Source organism: Mesorhizobium sp. B2-4-19, assembly GCF_006441315.1.
Taxonomy (GTDB): Bacteria; Pseudomonadota; Alphaproteobacteria; order Rhizobiales; family Rhizobiaceae; genus Mesorhizobium.
This window is the reverse complement of the sequence record NZ_VFUV01000002.1, coordinates 409,950-426,299: the sequence shown is the minus strand read 5'-3', so window position 1 is coordinate 426,299 and position 16,350 is coordinate 409,950. Positions and strand designations below refer to the sequence as shown.

At 62.4% G+C, this 16,350-nt stretch carries 15 protein-coding genes; 7 read left to right on the top strand and 8 right to left on the bottom strand.

Translation table 11 applies throughout. The features are described 5' to 3' along the window. Window positions 1–22: 22 nt before the first annotated feature. Entirely contained in the window at window positions 23–1,336 is a 1,314-nt protein-coding gene (locus FJ546_RS05240) for an O-antigen ligase (RefSeq protein ID WP_140888379.1), read from the top strand. A gap of 291 nt (window positions 1,337–1,627) precedes the next feature. Here FJ546_RS05240 and FJ546_RS05235 read toward each other — a convergent pair whose 3' ends face one another. Further along, window positions 1,628–2,887, bottom strand: coding sequence for a polysaccharide biosynthesis/export family protein (locus FJ546_RS05235; protein ID WP_181167820.1), 1,260 nt, complete (start codon window positions 2,885–2,887; stop codon window positions 1,628–1,630). 83 nt (window positions 2,888–2,970) lie between these two features. After that, on the bottom strand, window positions 2,971–3,648 hold the full coding sequence (locus tag FJ546_RS05230; RefSeq protein WP_140888377.1) for a sugar transferase: 678 nt from the start codon (window positions 3,646–3,648) through the stop codon (window positions 2,971–2,973). Between the two features lie 600 nt (window positions 3,649–4,248). Between FJ546_RS05230 and FJ546_RS05225 the strand changes: the two genes are divergently transcribed. After that, a complete protein-coding gene (locus tag FJ546_RS05225) occupies window positions 4,249–4,524 on the top strand; it encodes an exopolysaccharide production repressor exox (protein WP_140888376.1) in 276 nt (91 codons plus the stop codon). Window positions 4,525–4,548: 24 nt separating this feature from the next. On the opposite strand, the gene FJ546_RS05220 is transcribed toward FJ546_RS05225, so the two are convergent. From FJ546_RS05220 to FJ546_RS05195, 6 genes are all read right to left on the bottom strand, one after another. After that, window positions 4,549–6,393 (bottom strand): ABC transporter ATP-binding protein, encoded by a 1,845-nt coding sequence (locus FJ546_RS05220; protein ID WP_140888375.1) that lies wholly within the window; start codon window positions 6,391–6,393, stop codon window positions 4,549–4,551. Window positions 6,394–6,401: 8 nt separating this feature from the next. After that, the gene (locus tag FJ546_RS05215; RefSeq protein ID WP_140888374.1) at window positions 6,402–7,433 is read right to left on the bottom strand and encodes a serine kinase; all 1,032 of its coding nucleotides are present in this window, start codon (window positions 7,431–7,433) and stop codon (window positions 6,402–6,404) included. Continuing rightward, on the bottom strand, window positions 7,430–9,394 hold the full coding sequence (locus tag FJ546_RS05210) for a lasso peptide isopeptide bond-forming cyclase (protein WP_181167819.1): 1,965 nt from the start codon (window positions 9,392–9,394) through the stop codon (window positions 7,430–7,432). The genes FJ546_RS05215 and FJ546_RS05210 overlap by 4 nt, the downstream gene beginning before the upstream one ends. Then, on the bottom strand, window positions 9,391–9,801 hold the full coding sequence (locus tag FJ546_RS05205; RefSeq protein WP_246686747.1) for a lasso peptide biosynthesis B2 protein: 411 nt from the start codon (window positions 9,799–9,801) through the stop codon (window positions 9,391–9,393). Before FJ546_RS05205 ends, FJ546_RS05210 begins: the two co-directional genes overlap by 4 nt. Before the next feature lie 88 nt (window positions 9,802–9,889). Next, complete coding sequence (locus FJ546_RS05200) at window positions 9,890–10,189, bottom strand: PqqD family protein (protein ID WP_140888372.1); 300 nt, start codon at window positions 10,187–10,189, stop codon at window positions 9,890–9,892. Window positions 10,190–10,326: 137 nt separating this feature from the next. Further along, window positions 10,327–10,479, bottom strand: coding sequence for a lasso peptide (locus FJ546_RS05195; protein ID WP_013891488.1), 153 nt, complete (start codon window positions 10,477–10,479; stop codon window positions 10,327–10,329). Window positions 10,480–10,997: 518 nt separating this feature from the next. Between FJ546_RS05195 and FJ546_RS05190 the strand changes: the two genes are divergently transcribed. The 5 genes from FJ546_RS05190 to FJ546_RS05170 all read left to right on the top strand — a co-directional run bounded on the left by FJ546_RS05190 (window position 10,998) and on the right by FJ546_RS05170 (window position 16,319). Continuing rightward, on the top strand, window positions 10,998–12,122 hold the full coding sequence (locus FJ546_RS05190) for a nucleotidyltransferase family protein (protein WP_140888371.1): 1,125 nt from the start codon (window positions 10,998–11,000) through the stop codon (window positions 12,120–12,122). 64 nt (window positions 12,123–12,186) lie between these two features. After that, window positions 12,187–13,209, top strand: a complete 1,023-nt coding sequence (locus FJ546_RS05185) for a glycosyltransferase family 2 protein (RefSeq protein WP_140888370.1) — start codon at window positions 12,187–12,189, stop codon at window positions 13,207–13,209. Between the two features lie 289 nt (window positions 13,210–13,498). Further along, entirely contained in the window at window positions 13,499–13,900 is a 402-nt protein-coding gene (locus tag FJ546_RS05180; RefSeq protein WP_140888369.1) for a hypothetical protein, read from the top strand. A gap of 156 nt (window positions 13,901–14,056) precedes the next feature. Beyond that, window positions 14,057–14,938 carry a family 16 glycosylhydrolase gene (locus FJ546_RS05175; protein WP_140888368.1) on the top strand — a complete coding sequence of 294 codons (882 nt, stop codon included), beginning with the start codon at window positions 14,057–14,059 and terminating at the stop codon, window positions 14,936–14,938. Between the two features lie 49 nt (window positions 14,939–14,987). Continuing rightward, window positions 14,988–16,319: a UDP-glucose/GDP-mannose dehydrogenase family protein gene (locus tag FJ546_RS05170; protein ID WP_140888367.1), complete on the top strand. Its 1,332-nt coding sequence runs from the start codon at window positions 14,988–14,990 to the stop codon at window positions 16,317–16,319. Window positions 16,320–16,350: the final 31 nt, after the last annotated feature.

Below are 16,350 nucleotides of genomic sequence, written 5' to 3'. Positions count from 1 at the left end.
GCCGCGCCGACGGGACTCTGAGATGAAAATTCCAAAGTCCCTGCTGGTCGATCCCGAGAGGAACTCTGTCTACGGCGCTTTTGCCGTTGCCGTTTCGATCTGGGCGTTCTCCTATTCCGTCATTTTCGGCCAGGTGCTGATCCTGGCCTACTACGCCGTCTGGCTTCCGCTCATCCTGGTCGACTACCGGCGCTTCCTGCGCCAGCTCTCCAGCGCCTGGCTGCCCCTGCTGTTTGCGGCCTATATCTGCTTCTCCATCTTCTGGTCGCAGGCGCCCGGCGTCACCGCCAGAACGGCGGTCCAGTACCTGTCCCATATCGCCTGTGCCTATGTCGCGGCGCGCACCGTCAGCGTGCGCACCCTGACGCTCGGCGCCTTGGTCGGGATTTTCTTCGTCATGCTCTATTCGCTCAAGGTCGGGGCCTATTCCGAGGACGTCCTTGACGGCACCTACAATTTCGTCGGCGCTTTTGCCTCCAAGAACCAGATCGGCTTCGTCGGCTCGCTCGGCATCTATTTCTCCGTGGTGTTCCTCGCTTTCCTGCGGCGTGGCCGGCTGAGTTTCATGCTGACCGTGCCTGTCGTGCTGTTGTCGGCCTACCTGCTGGTCATTTCGCATTCCGCCACGTCGATGGCCTCGATACCGGCGGTTCTGGCGCTGATCGCGCTTCTTGCCATGACCAAGCTGTTGTCGCGCCGCTATCGCCGGGTGATCTTCCTGGTCGGCGCCGGCCTGATCGTGGTGGTGGCCGTTGTAGCCCTCAATCTCGGGCTCATGGACTTCGTGCTTGGCCTCTTCGGCAAGGATTCGACGCTCACCGGGCGGACCTATCTGTGGGAGCAGGGCTGGAACGCCGCGCAGCGCTCGCCGATCGTCGGCGTCGGCTATGCCGCCTATTGGGTGCAGGGCTTTGCCGAGGCCGAGCGGCTGTGGAACGAATTCTACATCACCACCCGCACCGGCTTCCATTTCCACAACACCTATGTCGAGGCGCTTGTCGAACTCGGCTTCACCGGAGCGGTGATGATCTCGCTGATCATGCTGCGCACGCTCTACGGCCATGTCTCGACGGTGATTTTCAAGGCATGGCAGGCCGAATCGGTGGTGCTGTTCGGCGTGATGGTGTTGCTGCTCATCCGCTCCTTCGTCGAGGTCGAGGTCCTCAACCCCTACATCATGGGCTCCTTCCTGATGTATTTCAGCTACTTCAAGCTGGCACGGCTGCCGGTCACCCGCACGCGCTGGTCGCCGGCCTTCGAGCCGGCGGACGCGGCAAGGGGCGAGCCGGCCTGGCCCCGGCATGTCGGCCGTCCAGCCGCCGCCGATCCATCATGAGCCCATCCACGTTGCCCAAAGGCGCATAGCGCCTTGCGGCAACGAGACATTCCCGTCCTTCGAGGCGGCGCGCTCTGGAGCAATTCCAGGAAAAGCGCGTAGCGGTTTCCCTTGGGAATTGCGTTAGAACAAAGAGATCGAACGGCTCGCCGCTTCCGTGAAACGGTGAAACGCTCTATCATTTCGCGGCCTGGATCGCTCATGGCAAAACCTCCACCAGGCGGGCCTGGTGGAGGTTGGAATTCCTTGTGCGATGGATCGGAACGGCTGGATCGCGCCGAAGTCCCCGACCTATTGGCTGGCCAGCGGTGCCAGCTTGACCTTGATGACGTCGCCGGGCAGCACCGGTGTTTCTTCCTTCGCCGCGATTTCACTGGTCTTGCCGTCGACGTTGCGCACCAGCGAATAAAGCAGGGTAGGCTGCTGGTCGTTGGTGATGGCGGCCGTCGTCGCGGGATCGCTGGCCTGGGCTATCAGGCCTTTCTGCATATTCACCTTCAGCGCGGCCTCGTTCAGGTCGGCTTCGGTCTGCTGCCGGGCGGCGGCGAGGCTCGAGCTCAACGTGTTCTGGGCATCGATGGCGTCCTGCGTCGCCTTGCTGATCGCCTGCTTGGCGGTGAGGATGGCCGTCTCGTAGTCGAGGATCTTCCCCTGCAGGTCGGTGACGGACTGCTGCGAATCCAGCAGCCGCGCATTGGCGACCAGGCCCTTCTGCGCCAGCGGACCGATGCTGGTGAGCTGCTGCTGCGCCAGGTCAACCTGCTTCTGCTGGTTGACGATCTTCTTCTGCAGCGATTCGATTTCGGCCTGAAGGACACTCTTGAGATCGCCGAGCGCCTCGAGCTTCAGCTTCAGCGCCTTCTGGTCTGCCGTCAGGATCGTCATTTCGTCGGCGACGATGGTCGGCAGCCGCGGATCGCCCTCGACCTCTTTCGGCGCTTCGAAACTTGCCTTGCCGGCCAGATCGGCATCGATGCGGGCGCGCCTGACGAGCAGCCGGACGCGCTGGTCGTCGGAGATATCGAAATTGCCCTTGGCGGTGACCAGGTCCTTGCCGAGCTGGGGACCGTAATCGGCGCTGCGCCTGATGCCGCCGGCGACGCTGATCGCTTTCAGCACCGTCAGTTCGGGCACAAAAGGAAACTGGCCGGGATTCTGCACTTCGCCCGAAATATAGAAGGGCCGGAATTGCGCCATCTCGACCGAGGCCTCGGGCTTGTCCGACAGAGCGAGCTTGTGCTGCAGTGCCTCGCCGATTGCCGCCGCGACTTCCGCCGTGGTCTTGCCGGCCGCCGGCAACTCGCCGACGAAAGGCACCGATAGCGTGCCGGCCGGGCCGACCGTGTATTCGCCGTTCACCGCCGACCAGTCGCGGAACGTGCCTTCGACGGTCTGCCATTCGGCGATGCGGATGTTGAGCTTGTCCTGCGAGCCGAGCTGGTATTCGCCTGACATGGCGACCTGGGGAAGAAAAGCGAGCGACATCGCAAGGCAGGTGGCCATAAGCCGAGAGCGGCCGGAAAAGCGGCCGCTGCCAAAGGCTTCGAACATGTCTTTTTTCAACTGAACGTTCCGATCCGTTTTAGCCCCATCGCCCGATGAGCTTGCCGCCGGATGCCTGGTGCGGCGTCCGGTCAGTAGGAGCCGCGTGACATCCAGACGGCCGGCACGGTCTTGATGATGATGCGCACGTCGCCGAACAGCGACCAGTTCTCGACATAGTGGCGGTCGAAGGCGACGCGGCTGTCGTAGGAGACGTCGTTGCGGCCGCTGACCTGCCACAGGCCGGTCAGGCCGGGCCGCGACTTCAGATAGTAGACGGCGGCGCTGCCGTAGATTTCCAGCTCGTCGCGCACCACCGGGCGAGGCCCGACAAGGCTCATATCGCCCTGCAGGATGTTGATGATCTGCGGCAATTCGTCGAGGCTGAGCTTCCGCAACACCGCGCCGACACGGGTGACGCGCGGATCGTTCTTCAGCTTGCGGGTCGCTATCCATTCTGCATTGGCGTCCGGATTGGTGGCGAGATAGGCGGCCAGCACCTTGTCACCGTCCGGAACCATGGTACGGAATTTCAGGCACGGAAAAATCCGTCCGCCGCGCCCGATTCGCCGATGGCCGTAGAAAATCGATCCACCGTCGGAAAATTTGACCAGCAGCGCTACCATGATGAACAGCGGGCTGAGAGCGATCAGACCAACCAGTGACCCGACAATATCGAAGCTGCGCTTGATGAGGCCGCCGATCGGCGGCGGAAAATCGGTGTCAGCCTGCGAAAAGCCCGCCGTGGCCGACTTGGCAATATCCCTCATGCGGAAACTCCATGCGTTGAACGAATGGTTCACCACACGATACCAAAAAAATGTTGCAGCGCAACACACAATTTCCCGGCCCACTGAAATAGTCACGTCATGAATTGACTAAATAATAAGCTAGCGATGCACATTTTTCAGGATGTTTAGCGCATTTGTGACAATAAATGGGCAAGCGTAAAAAAATGCGGACCTTTTCGCGGCGAATCTGGGGCAAGGCGTTCTCGCAGGCCCTGAATGGTACATATTAGAGCTTTAGAAAGGCGCGAAGTTCCCGACTATTAACATAAAATACTACATAATATTGGGAATTGTACTGAAAAGGGTCGGCGGCTGCAGGTTGAGTGAACTGCGGTGGTGTGCGTTGCAGCATGCCAGAGTCGATCGCGCAAGCTCAATCAAAAAAATGTGCGGTTGCCCTTGCCGCCTTCTGCTCGCCTTAATAGAATTGCAAATTATACCTGTCAGGGTGGCGACAGGTTGAAAGGCCGGAAGCAACCGGCCGATAGCGGGCACCTTTACAAGCCCGCATGACAAGGGACGGCGCTCGGGTGGGGCTATCGTTTGATATAACCCGGGCCGGTTTATGGGCTGTTGGGTATGTCGCTTCCAAAATTCATCGTTGGGATGATTTTCGCTATTGCAATCGTCGTCGCCTGGTCATGGCTTGGCGGCGCATCGCTGGGCACGACGCTGATGCGCGTCATCATCTGTGCCGTGATCATCCAGGCCGGCTATTTCGTCCTCGTCTATGCCATGATCGCCAGGAGTGCGCCGACGCAAGCCGACAGGCTGCGCGAAGCTGAGAGAAAGCTGAGTGCGCCCGACGTGACCGAAGGCGAGAAGCTGGGCAACGCCCGGCGCAGCCTGCATTAGCTCCTGCAAAGGGTATCCGCGGCCTCAGGCCACATCGGCGGGTTCGGTTTCCGATTGTTCCCCCGACAGCATCCTCGACAGCCGGCTCGCCGGCTTCGCCTTCAGCCGCTGATACTGGCCGACTTCCACGATACGGCCGTCTTCCATCGCCACCACCCAGTCGGCGAAGGCGATCATCGATGGCCGGTGCGCGATGGTCAGGATGGTCATCGCGCCGCGCAAGCCGTCGATCGACCGGGCGATCAGCGACTGGTTCTGCCAGTCGAGCGCGCTGGTCGCCTCATCGAGGATGAGCAGCGACGGCTTGCGCAGCAGCGCACGCGCCAGCGCAATGCGTTGGCGCTCGCCGCCGGAGAGCCGTACGCCGCGGTCGCCGACCACCGTCTTGAGCTGCCGGTCGAGCCGTTCGACGAAGTCACCGGCATGCGCGGCGCGCAGCGCGATCCACAGATCGTCGTCGCTGGCCCGCGGCGCGGCAAGGCGCAGGTTCGCCGCGATCGTGTCATGCAGCAGGAACACGTCCTGCGGCACATAGGCCACCTGATCTCGCCAGCGCCGGCGATTGCCGGCATCGATCTCGACGCCGTCGACCAGGATCTTGCCGGCGGTCGGCTCGAGCAGGCCGAGCAGCATGTCGGCGATCGTGCTCTTGCCCGATCCCGAGGGGCCGATCAGGGCGGTGATTTTTCCGGCAGGGAGACCGAAGGTGATGTCGCTCACCACTGCCTTGCCGGAGCCGTCGTCGTAGCCGAAGGAGACGCCGCGAATGTTCAGCCCGGTATCGAGCGACAGCTTGCCGGCATCCCCGGATTCGGCATGGCCGGGTTCGCGCTCGGCGTCGAAACGGGCCTGCAGGCTGCGCATGGCCGTATAGGCAGGCAGGTTGATCAGCACTTGCTGGGCCTGGGTCTGCATATCCATGAAGCGCGGCGCGATGCGCATGAAGATGAGAAGCAGCACGACAATCTCGGCCAGCGACAGGTTGAAGCGGACCAGCGCCACATAGATGAACAGGCTGAGACCCACGACGCTCGCCACCTGGAACACCGCGGTGCCGATCGAGCTGTTGCGCACATAGTCGATATTGTCGGCCTTCATCTTTTCCAGCGTCGACTGCAACTGCGCGAAATAGCTGGCCTCGACATTCAGGCTCTTGGCCACCTTGATGCCACCGAGGAACTCCGAGACCGTGCGGTACTGATCCTGGCGATTGCTGGTCAGGACACGCCCGAAAGCGGTGGCGCGCGCGCGAAACGGCTGCAGCGCTATGAACATCACGATGCCGATGACGATCGCAAACGCCGTCATCACTGGCGAGATGAACATCGAGATCACGAGATAGCCCACCAAAAGCACCGCTATCTGCACCAGCATCAAAAGCGAGAAGGCGGCGCCCTGGACGCGATCGATGTCGCCGGTCAGCGCATGGTCGAGATCGGAGCTGCGCATGCGCGAGAACACGCCCCAGCGCGCCTTGCCGATGCTCTCGAACAGGTTCATGCGCAAACGGTTGATGAAATCGAAGAGAAGCCTGGCCATGTAGACCGACTTGAAGCGGTTGAACGCTGCCTGCACGGCAACGAGCCCGACCAGCGCGCACAGCACCGTCGTCAGTTGCAGCGTTCCCTCGGGCACCAGCCAGCGCACGAAATCATTGTTCGGCAAGCGGACCGCGAAATCCTGGTCGGCGCGCCCGACCAGGTGCAGCAGCGGCACAAGCAGCAGGATCGAAATGCCTTCCGTCAAGCTGCCGAGGATCAGGAACAGCAGTGCCGTCCAGGTCCGCCGCCCGCCGATCTGGGCGATGACGGCGCCGAACGCTGCAACATCGCGAAACAGCGACAGGCGAAGGATCGAGGATTTCGACATGATTGCGCTCACCGCTGCCGACGGTCGGCCGCCAGATCTCTGGTCGTGTGGTCCGGGGCCGCCAGATCCCCGGCCGCCAGGTCGCCTTCGATCAGCGCCACGGCCTCGCCAATCCTGTCGAGGCCGGTCGGAACTTCCAGCCGGAACACGCCGGCATGGTTAGCGATCGCTGAACATTGGCGAAGATGCAGCGCCGCGAAATCGCCGGGGAGCGCCGCGCGGCCGAACCGCGTCACATAGGAGAACTTGATGATCGCCGGCAGGGCGGCAATGCCGGGCAAGGGCGTGATCGCGGCCTTCGCGCCGCGCTCGAGGACATAGATCCTGGTCGCCGGCACCATGCCGCCGGAGAAGGCGCCATGCAGGCGATGCTGCATCTTCTCGATCGCCGGATGCACTTGCGGCCGCACCTCCGCCTGGCCAAGCGAGATCGCGGCCGCGGCGTCGGCGGCAAGCTTGATCTGGGGAAAGCCCGGAACGATCATCGGTGCGTCCGGCCTGGCGAGATCGAGCGCCACGACATCGTCGGTAAGCAGATGATGACCGGCCCGGATCAGGGCGCTTGCCGTGGTCGATTTGCCGGCACCCTTGTCGCCCATGAAGATGGCTCCCCTGCCGGCCACCGCGATGGCGCTGGCATGCAGGACGAGCAGGCTGCGCTGGTGCAGCAGCAGCGCCATCACCGGCCCAAGCAGTGGAAAGGCAAGCAGGGCGTCACCGACGCCGGGCGCCGGCTCGATGTCGATGCGGCTGGCATCGCTGATCAGGAAGGCGCCGACGGCATGCCAAGCCAGATATTGCCGGTCCGGCTCGAAGCGGAAGATCGTCGCGGCCTCGGACGAAGGCTTCGGCATGTCGATCGTGCCGATGGCGATCAGTATATCCGCCGCCGCCGGCTCCGCCGGCTCCAGTTCGGGCAGCGCCAGGTCGGACGCCACGGTCAGGCCGTAAGCCCGATAGTAGCGCCGCTCCCTCGTGGTCCCGCCATGGGGCGGAGGATCGCCGACATATGTGGCGAGCGGCTCGCTGCGAGGCATCATGCGGAGCTCCCGCCGTGCTGGACTTGCCGCAGCCACAACGACAGCGAGGCCGAACGCCAGACATACTGGACATCCAGCGGCGCTGCCTGATCGGGCTGGCGCAGCAGCCGCGCATAGGCGGCGCTCACCTGCGGCAGGTTGACATAGGGCGCGATACGGCCGGCATCCGAAACCAGCAGCTGTTCCAGGAGGTCGCGGTGGTTGCGCACCATGCCGTTGACGAGATTGGCGGTGAAATCGATCTTGTCGCGCCGCCACTGCACCGCTGCCGGCAGGATGCCCTCCATCGCCCGTCGCAACACGTAGCGGCCAAAGCCGTGGCTGAGTTTCTCCTCGCCCGGCAGCGCCAGGCAGAATTCGACCAGCGGCTTGTCCCAGAACGGATAGCGCGGCTCGACGCCGAAATTGGCCGCCGCCTTGTCGAGCACTTCGAAAGAGTGCGGCACATAGCCGTTGGACAAGATCCAGCGATGGCTCAGCGCGTCGCTGGCCTGGACGCCGGGCGGCATGTAGCCGGCCCGATGGAAGCGGTCGATGAGTTCGGTCCGCCTGGCTAGGTCCGGATTGATCAGGTCGCGCCAGCTGCGGCCGCGCTGCATTTGCGTGGGCTTGCGTATCCTGTTCAGGGCACGGTTCGCCAGCTGTCTGGCCTTGGCTATGCGCCAGGCCGGGCCGTAAAGGGTCAGGAACTGGAAATAAAGGCCGAGCGTGCTGTCGCCATAGGTGTTGGAGGCGCTGCGAACCTCGCGCCAAAGGTCCAGCCACCTTCCGCCATTGGCAAGCTCGTGCAGATGGCCATGTCCCTGTGAGACGACCTCGTCGCCGCCATGGCCGTCGAGCAGCACCTTGATGCCTCTTGCGCCCGCCGTCCGGTAGATGCCGCGGGTCAGCGTCAGGCCCGGCGCCAGGAAGGTGCCCTCCTGTTCCTCCAGCACCCGTTCGAACTCGGCGAAGGGCGCATAATTGCCGACCGGGATCAGTGTCGGATCGGTCTTCTGCTGATCGAGCACCGCATCGATGAAAACCCGTTCGTCCATCGACGAGCCCTTCTCGAAAACCAGCGAAAAGGTCGGCAGGCTGGGTTTCCGCTCGGCGGCGTTCTGCAGGCCGGCGACACAGGCGATCGAGGAGGAATCGAGGCCGCCGCTCAGCATCGCGCCGACCGACCGGCTTCCGCGCATGCGATTGCGCACCGATTGCGAAAACAGATGCGCGAATTCCTCCGCCGCATCCGACCGCGGCGGTCGTGCCGATGGCTCGATCTGCCAGTATCGGCGTAGCACCACTTGCTGGGCGGTGACAGTCAGGCTGTGACGCGCCGGCAGGCTGAAGATATCGCTGTAGGGGGTGGATTGCGGGTCGTCGGGAAGCCCGGCCAGGAATCCCGAAATGCGGTGCTCGCTGATGCGCGCGCCGACCCCGTCAAGCCCAAGCATAGGCCCGATCTCGGAGGCAAAGGCAAAGCGCCGGTCCGTGGCGTGATAGTAGAATGGCTTGACCCCGAAATGGTCGCGCGCGCAGAACAGCAACTCCCGCTCTGCATCCCAGATGGCAAAGGCGAAATCGCCCTGCAGGTGCGTGGGGCTGGCTTCACCCCAGCGCAGATAGGCCCGCATCAGCAACATGGCGTCCGCAACCGACCTGTCGCGTATGCCAAGCCTCGCCATCAGCTCGTCGCGATTGTCCAGCCGGCAATCGGCGGTGATGGCGAGCTTGCCGCCGGCCATCGTCAGCGGGCCGGGGCCGGCTTCATCCGTGGTGTTGAGCCAGGCGTGGCCAAGGGCGACGGCGCTGTCCAGCCACCATGAATTTCCGTCGGGGCCGCGATGGCGCATGCGGGCCAGCATTCGCTGGATATCGGTCGCCGCGTCCGCAGGCGCGTGTCCTCGGACCGCAAGCGCGTGTCCTCGGACCGCTTCAGCGTGTCCCTGTCGCAGCAGGATTCCGGCCACGCCGCTCATCGGCTGCCGTGGTCGACCAGATGCGCGAAACCATCGACGGAGCCGCCAAGCACGACATGGTTGTCGCTGACCAGCCAGGCATGCGCCTTCAACTGCTCGCCCGTGCCGCGTTCGATGCCGATGCGGATGTTGGAGGCATTGCCCTGGCGCGCGAGAATGTATTGGCCCGAAAGCGCCTGGGTAAGGCAGGTGGCGCGCGGCACGAACCGTGCGGCCGCGGCAACCCCCCAGGCGACGAGCCGCAGCTCGCCCATGCTGGCGCACTGGCGCGCGTTGAGCCGGGTCACCATGCCGCGAACACGGTTGTAGGAAAACAAGGTCAGCCCCAGCCGGATGGTCGCGACCACCAGCAGGCAGTGGCAGAGGAAAAGCGCTTCCGAGCCGCTCAGGGAGAGGACCCTGGCCAATCCCCGGCCGGGCCGGCGTTTGGCAGGCCTCGGTCTTTGGTCCGCCGCAGGTCTCTGCCGCGAGATCATGGCCTTCTGCGGAACCTGCCTAGACAAGTGCCCCATTGTGCAGCCTCGCAAGTCCGTTTTCGGCGAAGCCCTTAAGCAAGGCGTCGACGTCAGCCTTGCAGCGCTCGGCGTCGACATTGTAGCGCGCAAGCACGGCGCTCCGGATATCGGCGATCGACTTCGGCTCCTGGATCTGCTCCCAGATGAACGCACCGACGCTGTTGAGGCTGTAATAGATATTGGATTTCAGGTTGAGAAGCGCGAGGCCATCGCCGAATTCACAGGCCACCGCATCCCCGGTGGCACTTACGCAATCGTGCTCGGATGGGTTCCAGTTCATGCCAAAACCTCGTTAGCAACACACGGTCTACGCGTCGTCAGTTCAAAAAGCGGAAAGTCGGGGATTTTCATCCCCGGCTCCATTTGCGGTCTTCAGTCCCGGAGGCCCAACGTCACTCCTCCAGAACCAAGCTAGTCTCAGGAGAACGTCAGATCGCCAATCGGGGTGTGCGCCGGAAACGACGCGTCGATTGCCGTGTTGCCGCCACCGCCCTGGGTAATGGTTTCGATCGAACCATGTACTGTCAGGCTTGGCGTTTCGTACTCATGCTTTTCAACATTCTGTTCCATTTTACTCTCCAATGAGGACTGGAAACGGCCTGTCGAGTGCCGTCAGCACTTTCATGCTGCGATGCAATAGCTGCATAGCAACATTTATGAGTCAAGCCTGATTTACTTCTGGTTAATCAATTACGGGTTGCGGACGTCACCATGCGTGTGCGGAATGCTCAAGATTCCGCCTTCGTCGAGACGAAGTTCGATGCAGTCTGCCTTTAGCGCTGGCGATTCTTTAAGCAATTGAATTTACTTGCATAAAAAGTTCATGGCGGTGATGTTTTTTTAGGCATGTCTAAAATGATGGAGTCTTGTTAGCCAGCTGGGCGTCGATGATCAGCTGTAGCGCCACGATTGCGTCGGAAATTCAGCCATATGTTGCGTCGCATCGAGGAAGCGCGGCAAACGCTCTGGTTGCAAAATTTCACACTGCGAAAGGAAAGACTTTACGGCGTCCAGGTTTTTGAGGATGCTTTGTTTCGCACTTGCAGCATAAACGCCGTGCAAACCGCATTTTGGAGACTATGCGCTCAATGGCCTTGCCGGAAAGTTCCTATGAACGACTGCGCGCCGCCGACTGTGCCGACGAGATTGCCTATGTGCGGGCCTGCCTGCGGTTGTATTTCTCAGGCGCGGCGGTTCCCGCCGGCGATGTGTCGACGCCGAGCCTTTCCGCCACCGCCGTCGCCGATATCGCCAGGCTGAACAAGGTCGCCACCTTCGTTTTGAAAGCGCTGTCGCGCGCTCCGGCCAGCGAAAGGCCCGCCGAACTTTTCCAATGGCTCGACACCTATCGCCGGCGGACGGTTTCGATGAATGCCGCCTGTCTCATGGATTCGATGGCGATCCATCAGGCGCTGCGCGACAGGCAGATCGATTTCGTCTTTCTCAAAGGTCCCTTCCAGCAGCATCTGCTCTATGACGACCATTTCATGAAGCCTTCGGGCGATGTCGACATCCTGGTTTCCCCGTCCGGATTCTCGAAAGCACGCGATGCGCTGCGCTCGATCGGCTATGAGGTCTCAGGCAAGTCACGCTCCCTCTGGTGGGTCCGCTTCCTTGGCGAGCAGCACATGATCCGTGGCAACGGGCCGTCCACGGTCGACCTTCATTACCGCCTCCAGCAGCCCGGTTCGCCCAGTCCGCGCGATGCCGACGGTTTCCTGCGGCGCAAGCGGCTGGTCGAGATCACCGGCATCGAAGTGCCGTTCACGTCGGCCGCCGACACATTGATGCTGTCCTGCATCAGCGTCGCCAAGGCACTATTCAACCGCGAACCCTGTGCCGGCTATGTCTGTGATATCAGGGCCAGCGCCAACCGTCTTGGCGAGGCCGATCAGCAGCGTGTGCTAGATGCAGCGGTAAGCCAGGGGCTGGACGACACATTGTTGCTCGGCCTGCGCGCCGCCGATGTGCTGCTGGGCGCCAACGGCACGCTTCTGTCGGAGCGGGCCAAGCCGGTCTTGTCGCGCATCGGCAACGAGGACCTGCTCAACATGGTCATCGCGCCATGGCTGTCATCCTTGCGGTGGCCGCAGCGGCGAACGGTGTTGTGGGAATTGTGCGGCAGGGCTCCCGTCCGCTACTTGGCCGAGGCCGGCTGGGCAGCGTCGGCGGATATCAGTCGCCGCATCTTCGAGCGGCCGGCCAGCCCGTGATGGCGGTGGCGTTGCAATACGTACAGGGCGAGGGCAAATCGAAACCTGTGCAAGAGGCTAACCCATGTCGATGACGAAATCAGAGGTCTGCGTGATCATCGCGGCCAAAAACGCGGCACGCACGATCGAGGTCGCCATCGCGTCCGCATTGCGTGAACCCGAGGTGGCGGAGGTCGTCGTTGTCGACGACGGCTCTACCGACAATACGGCCGAGGTCGCCCGCGCCGCCGACGACGGCAGCGGCCGGCTCAAGGTCATGCGCCTTGACGTCAATCGTGGCCCCTCCTTTGCGCGCAATGCCGCGATTGCCGGCTCGAAAGCGCCGTTCATCAGCATTCTGGATGCCGACGACTTCTTCCTCGAGGGCCGGCTCCGCAATCTGTTTGCCGCCGCCGATTGGGATTTCGCGGCCGATAACATCATGCTCATCAGGGATGATGCGACTGATGACGCGACCAAGATCGTCGCCCCGGATTTTGCCGCCGATCCGGAATTCCTCGACTTCGAGCGCTTCGTCGAAGGCAACATCTCCAGGCGCCGCGTGCAAAGAGGCGAGCTTGGCTTCTTGAAGCCGGTGATCAGCCGCGCCTTCCTCGATCGGCACCGATTGCGCTACGACGAAAGCCTGCGGCTGGGCGAGGACTACGAGCTCTATGCCCGCGCGGTCGCCCACGGCGCGCGGTTCAAGGTCATCCGTTCCTGCGGCTACGGTGCCATCGTACGCGCTGATTCGCTCAGCGGCCGCCACAAGACGCAGGATCTGAAGCGGCTGGCCGATGCCGATCTGGCGCTGTTGGCGATAGACAGCCTGCCGGAAGGCTCCAAGGCGGTGCTGCGGCGGCACGAGCGGCATGTGCGCGACAAATACCGGCTGCGCAATTTCCTCGACGTGAAGGCCGAGCGCGGGCTGGCCTCGGCCGCGGCCTACGCCCTTGCAAGTCAATCCAACTTGGTCCCCATCGTCCAAGGCGTGGCCTCCGACAAGCTGGAGGCGCTGTTTCGGCGCGTTGGCCTTGTGTCCAGGCAAAAGCGCGTGCCGCCGCTGCGTTTCCTAATGGCCGGGACCAGTGCGGGCAAGGAGCGGTAAGGGGCGGGGAATGCCCGCGTCACCCGTCAAACAGCATTCGCATCGTGCAAACCATTTCCACTGGATTTAAGAGTTTACGAATTGGGTGGTTGCCTCACGGCTCCGACGATGGCAGTCTATGTTGCGGTGCAGCAAATTGAACGACCAACCGAACTGGCCCCCGATCGGATTGGTCCGACGTCTCTCCCGTCAAAAGGAGCTGGACAATGCGGTACGAGCTTATCAGCCCCGCTTGCGGGGATCGGCCAGTGGTCGGCAGGCAAGCCGGCGATGACAGGAATTTAAGCCCATGGCCTCGATATTTGGCTTCAGATCAAGGGATCCTGCCCGCGACCGGCAGGCCGACATCGCGCGCCTCGACCGGCTGGCGAAACTGTTCGAGCAGATCGCCGCCGAGATCGCAGCCGAGAAAACCGGCCTGGAGAGCCGCTACCGCAAGACGGCGACCAACGCGGCCTTTCTTGTCGAAGCCATGGAAAACGGCTCCGCTTCCAAGAAGCGCTCGTCCGAAGTCAGCGCGCTGACGCAATCGATCCTCAATTGCGAGCGCCGCATCGCGGCACTCTCGCGCCAGCACGGCCTGATGAAGGAACTGCGTCATTCGCTCGACATGGTCTTCGACGCGGGTGGGGAGTCCGATTCGGCCGCCACGGCTGATTTCGCCAGGCCCGCGGGTGCCGGCCGGGTGTGAGACTACTTCAAAGGCATGATGCAAGCTTCAAAGCTATGATGCAGGACAGGAGAGGGATTTCCGGGGGGTCGAAAAGGAGGCCAAGGTTGGCCCGTTTGGAAGCGGTTCAAACGTCGACTTTGGGTTGGGGACGCACAGCACAAAGGTGAGTTTGGTATGAATTCGGATCCGAAAACCACGTCCACGACAGCAATTGACGCAACCTCAGTCGCGCATGAGACCCGGCAAGCCGACCTGCGGCGGTTGGGCTTGATCTGCGGATTGCTGCTGGCTGCTCTCGGCAGCCTCTTTGCGGCTCCATCCCATGCGCAGGATATCCAATCCGCTCCGTCTTTCGTCGATGATTTCAAGAGCTTCGACAAGTCTCGCTGGTATGCCTCCGACGGCTGGAGCAACGGCAGCCACCAGAATTGCACCTGGTCGAAGGGGCTGGTCGAGCTTTCAGACGGTGTGCTGTCGCTCGGCTTCGAAAAACAGAAGCTGAAGGATCGCGAGTTCGCCTGCGGTGAGATCCAGACCAAGCAGCGCTTTGGACATGGCACCTATGAGGCGCGGCTGAAGTCCGACACCGGTTCCGGCCTCAACGCGGCCTTCTTCACCTATATCGGCCCGTCGGACAAGCAGCCCTGGGACGAGATCGACTTCGAGATCCTGACCAAGGACACCTCGAAGGTGCAGGTCAACGCCTATATCGACGGCAAGGGCAAGAACGAGAAGCTGGTCGAGGTGCCGGGCGGCACCGACAAGGCCTTCAATGACTACGCCTTCGTCTGGGAGAAGGACAGTTTGCGCTGGTACGTCAACGGCCAGCTGGTGAACACCATCACCGACCCGGCGAAGCTGCCCAGCCATGCGCAGAAGATATTCTTCAGCCTTTGGGGCAGCGACACCATGAAGGGTTGGATGGGCGCTTTCGCGGATCCGGGCCGCAAGCTTTCGCTGCAGGTCGAACGCGTTGCCTTCACCGCGCTCGGCGAGCCATGCCAGTTTCCGGAATCGCTCGTATGCAGCGTAAAAGAGTTGGGAAAGACGAATTGAACCGGCCAGACCGAGAACGGGTCGCGGCCATGGATGGGAATGAAACCGAATGAACTTGACGGTGTTTGGAATTGGCTATGTCGGCCTCGTGCAGGCGGCGGTGCTTGCCGAGGTTGGCCACCAGGTGGTTTGCGTCGACATCGACGAAAGCAAGGTGGAGCGCCTCAACCAGGGCTTCGTCCCGATCTTCGAGCCAGGCCTCGAAAGCATCGTCAGGGAGAATCATGCCGCCGGCCGCATCAAATTCACCACCGATGCCGCCGCCGCCGTCCGGCACGGCGAAATCCAGATGATCGCGGTCGGCACGCCGCCCGGCGAGGACGGCTCGGCCGACCTCAAATATGTGCTGGCGGTCGCCGAGACCATCGGCCGCGAGATGGATAGCGCCAAGATCGTCGTCGGCAAGTCGACCGTGCCGGTCGGCACCTGCGAAAAGGTGAAAGCCAGGATCGCCGAAACGCTGAAGAAGAGAGGGCGTGAGGATCTTGCCTTCGACGTCGCCTCCAATCCCGAATTCCTCAAGGAAGGCTCGGCCGTCGCCGACTGCATGAAGCCCGACCGTATCATCGTCGGCACCTCGAGCGAGGAGACCGAGACGGTGATGCGCGAGCTTTACGCGCCCTTCAACCGCAACCACGAAAAGATGATCGTGATGGACGTGCGCAGCGCCGAATTCACGAAATACGCCGCCAACTGCATGCTGGCCACCAAGATCAGCTTCATGAACGAGATGGCCAATCTGGCCGAGCAGCTCGGCGCCGACATCGAGGAGGTGCGTAAGGGCATCGGCAGCGATCCGCGCATCGGCTACCACTTCATCTATCCGGGTCTCGGCTATGGCGGCTCGTGCTTTCCCAAGGACGTCCGCGCCCTGATCAAGACCGCCGAGGGCGTCAAGTTCGACGCCAAGCTGCTGCGCGCCGTCGAGGAGCGCAACAATGATCAGAAATCAGTGCTGTTCGACAAGGTAAACCGCTATTTCAAGGGCAGTCTCAAGGGCAAGACCTTTGCGCTGTGGGGCCTGGCCTTCAAGCCCAACACCGACGATATGCGCGAGGCGCCGGCGCGCGTCCTGATGGAAGCGCTGTGGAAGGCCGGCGCGACCGTACAGGCTTATGATCCGGAGGCGATGCAGGAATGCCAGGCCATTTACGGCCTACGCGACGACCTGCTGCTGTGCGGCACCAAGGAGGCGGCCTTGCGCGGCGCCGATGCGCTGCTCATCGCCACCGAATGGAAGAGTTTTCGCGCGCCGTCCTTCGATGCGTTGAAGGACGCGCTGACCACGCCGGTCATTTTCGACGGCCGCAACCTCTATGACCCCAAGGTCGTGGCGCGCCACGGCATCGAATATCACTCGATCGGCAGAATGGCGGCATGAGAGCGAGCGCGGGAAGCAAGCGGAATTTGGC

Excerpts from the sequence above, each read along its gene's own strand:
- FJ546_RS05210 (WP_181167819.1), bottom strand. The coding sequence starts at position 9,394 with ATGAGCGGCGTGGCCGGAATCCTGCTGCGACAGGGACACGCTGAAGCG.
- FJ546_RS05240 (WP_140888379.1), top strand. The coding sequence starts at position 23 with ATGAAAATTCCAAAGTCCCTGCTGGTCGATCCCGAGAGGAACTCTGTC.
- FJ546_RS05175 (WP_140888368.1), top strand. The coding sequence starts at position 14,057 with ATGAATTCGGATCCGAAAACCACGTCCACGACAGCAATTGACGCAACC.
- FJ546_RS05195 (WP_013891488.1), bottom strand. The coding sequence starts at position 10,479 with ATGGAACAGAATGTTGAAAAGCATGAGTACGAAACGCCAAGCCTGACA.
- FJ546_RS05185 (WP_140888370.1), top strand. The coding sequence starts at position 12,187 with ATGTCGATGACGAAATCAGAGGTCTGCGTGATCATCGCGGCCAAAAAC.
- FJ546_RS05180 (WP_140888369.1), top strand. The coding sequence starts at position 13,499 with ATGGCCTCGATATTTGGCTTCAGATCAAGGGATCCTGCCCGCGACCGG.
- FJ546_RS05190 (WP_140888371.1), top strand. The coding sequence starts at position 10,998 with ATGGCCTTGCCGGAAAGTTCCTATGAACGACTGCGCGCCGCCGACTGT.
- FJ546_RS05215 (WP_140888374.1), bottom strand. The coding sequence starts at position 7,433 with ATGATGCCTCGCAGCGAGCCGCTCGCCACATATGTCGGCGATCCTCCG.
- FJ546_RS05235 (WP_181167820.1), bottom strand. The coding sequence starts at position 2,887 with ATGTTCGAAGCCTTTGGCAGCGGCCGCTTTTCCGGCCGCTCTCGGCTT.
- FJ546_RS05230 (WP_140888377.1), bottom strand. The coding sequence starts at position 3,648 with ATGAGGGATATTGCCAAGTCGGCCACGGCGGGCTTTTCGCAGGCTGAC.
- FJ546_RS05170 (WP_140888367.1), top strand. The coding sequence starts at position 14,988 with ATGAACTTGACGGTGTTTGGAATTGGCTATGTCGGCCTCGTGCAGGCG.
- FJ546_RS05220 (WP_140888375.1), bottom strand. The coding sequence starts at position 6,393 with ATGTCGAAATCCTCGATCCTTCGCCTGTCGCTGTTTCGCGATGTTGCA.
- FJ546_RS05200 (WP_140888372.1), bottom strand. The coding sequence starts at position 10,189 with ATGAACTGGAACCCATCCGAGCACGATTGCGTAAGTGCCACCGGGGAT.
- FJ546_RS05225 (WP_140888376.1), top strand. The coding sequence starts at position 4,249 with ATGTCGCTTCCAAAATTCATCGTTGGGATGATTTTCGCTATTGCAATC.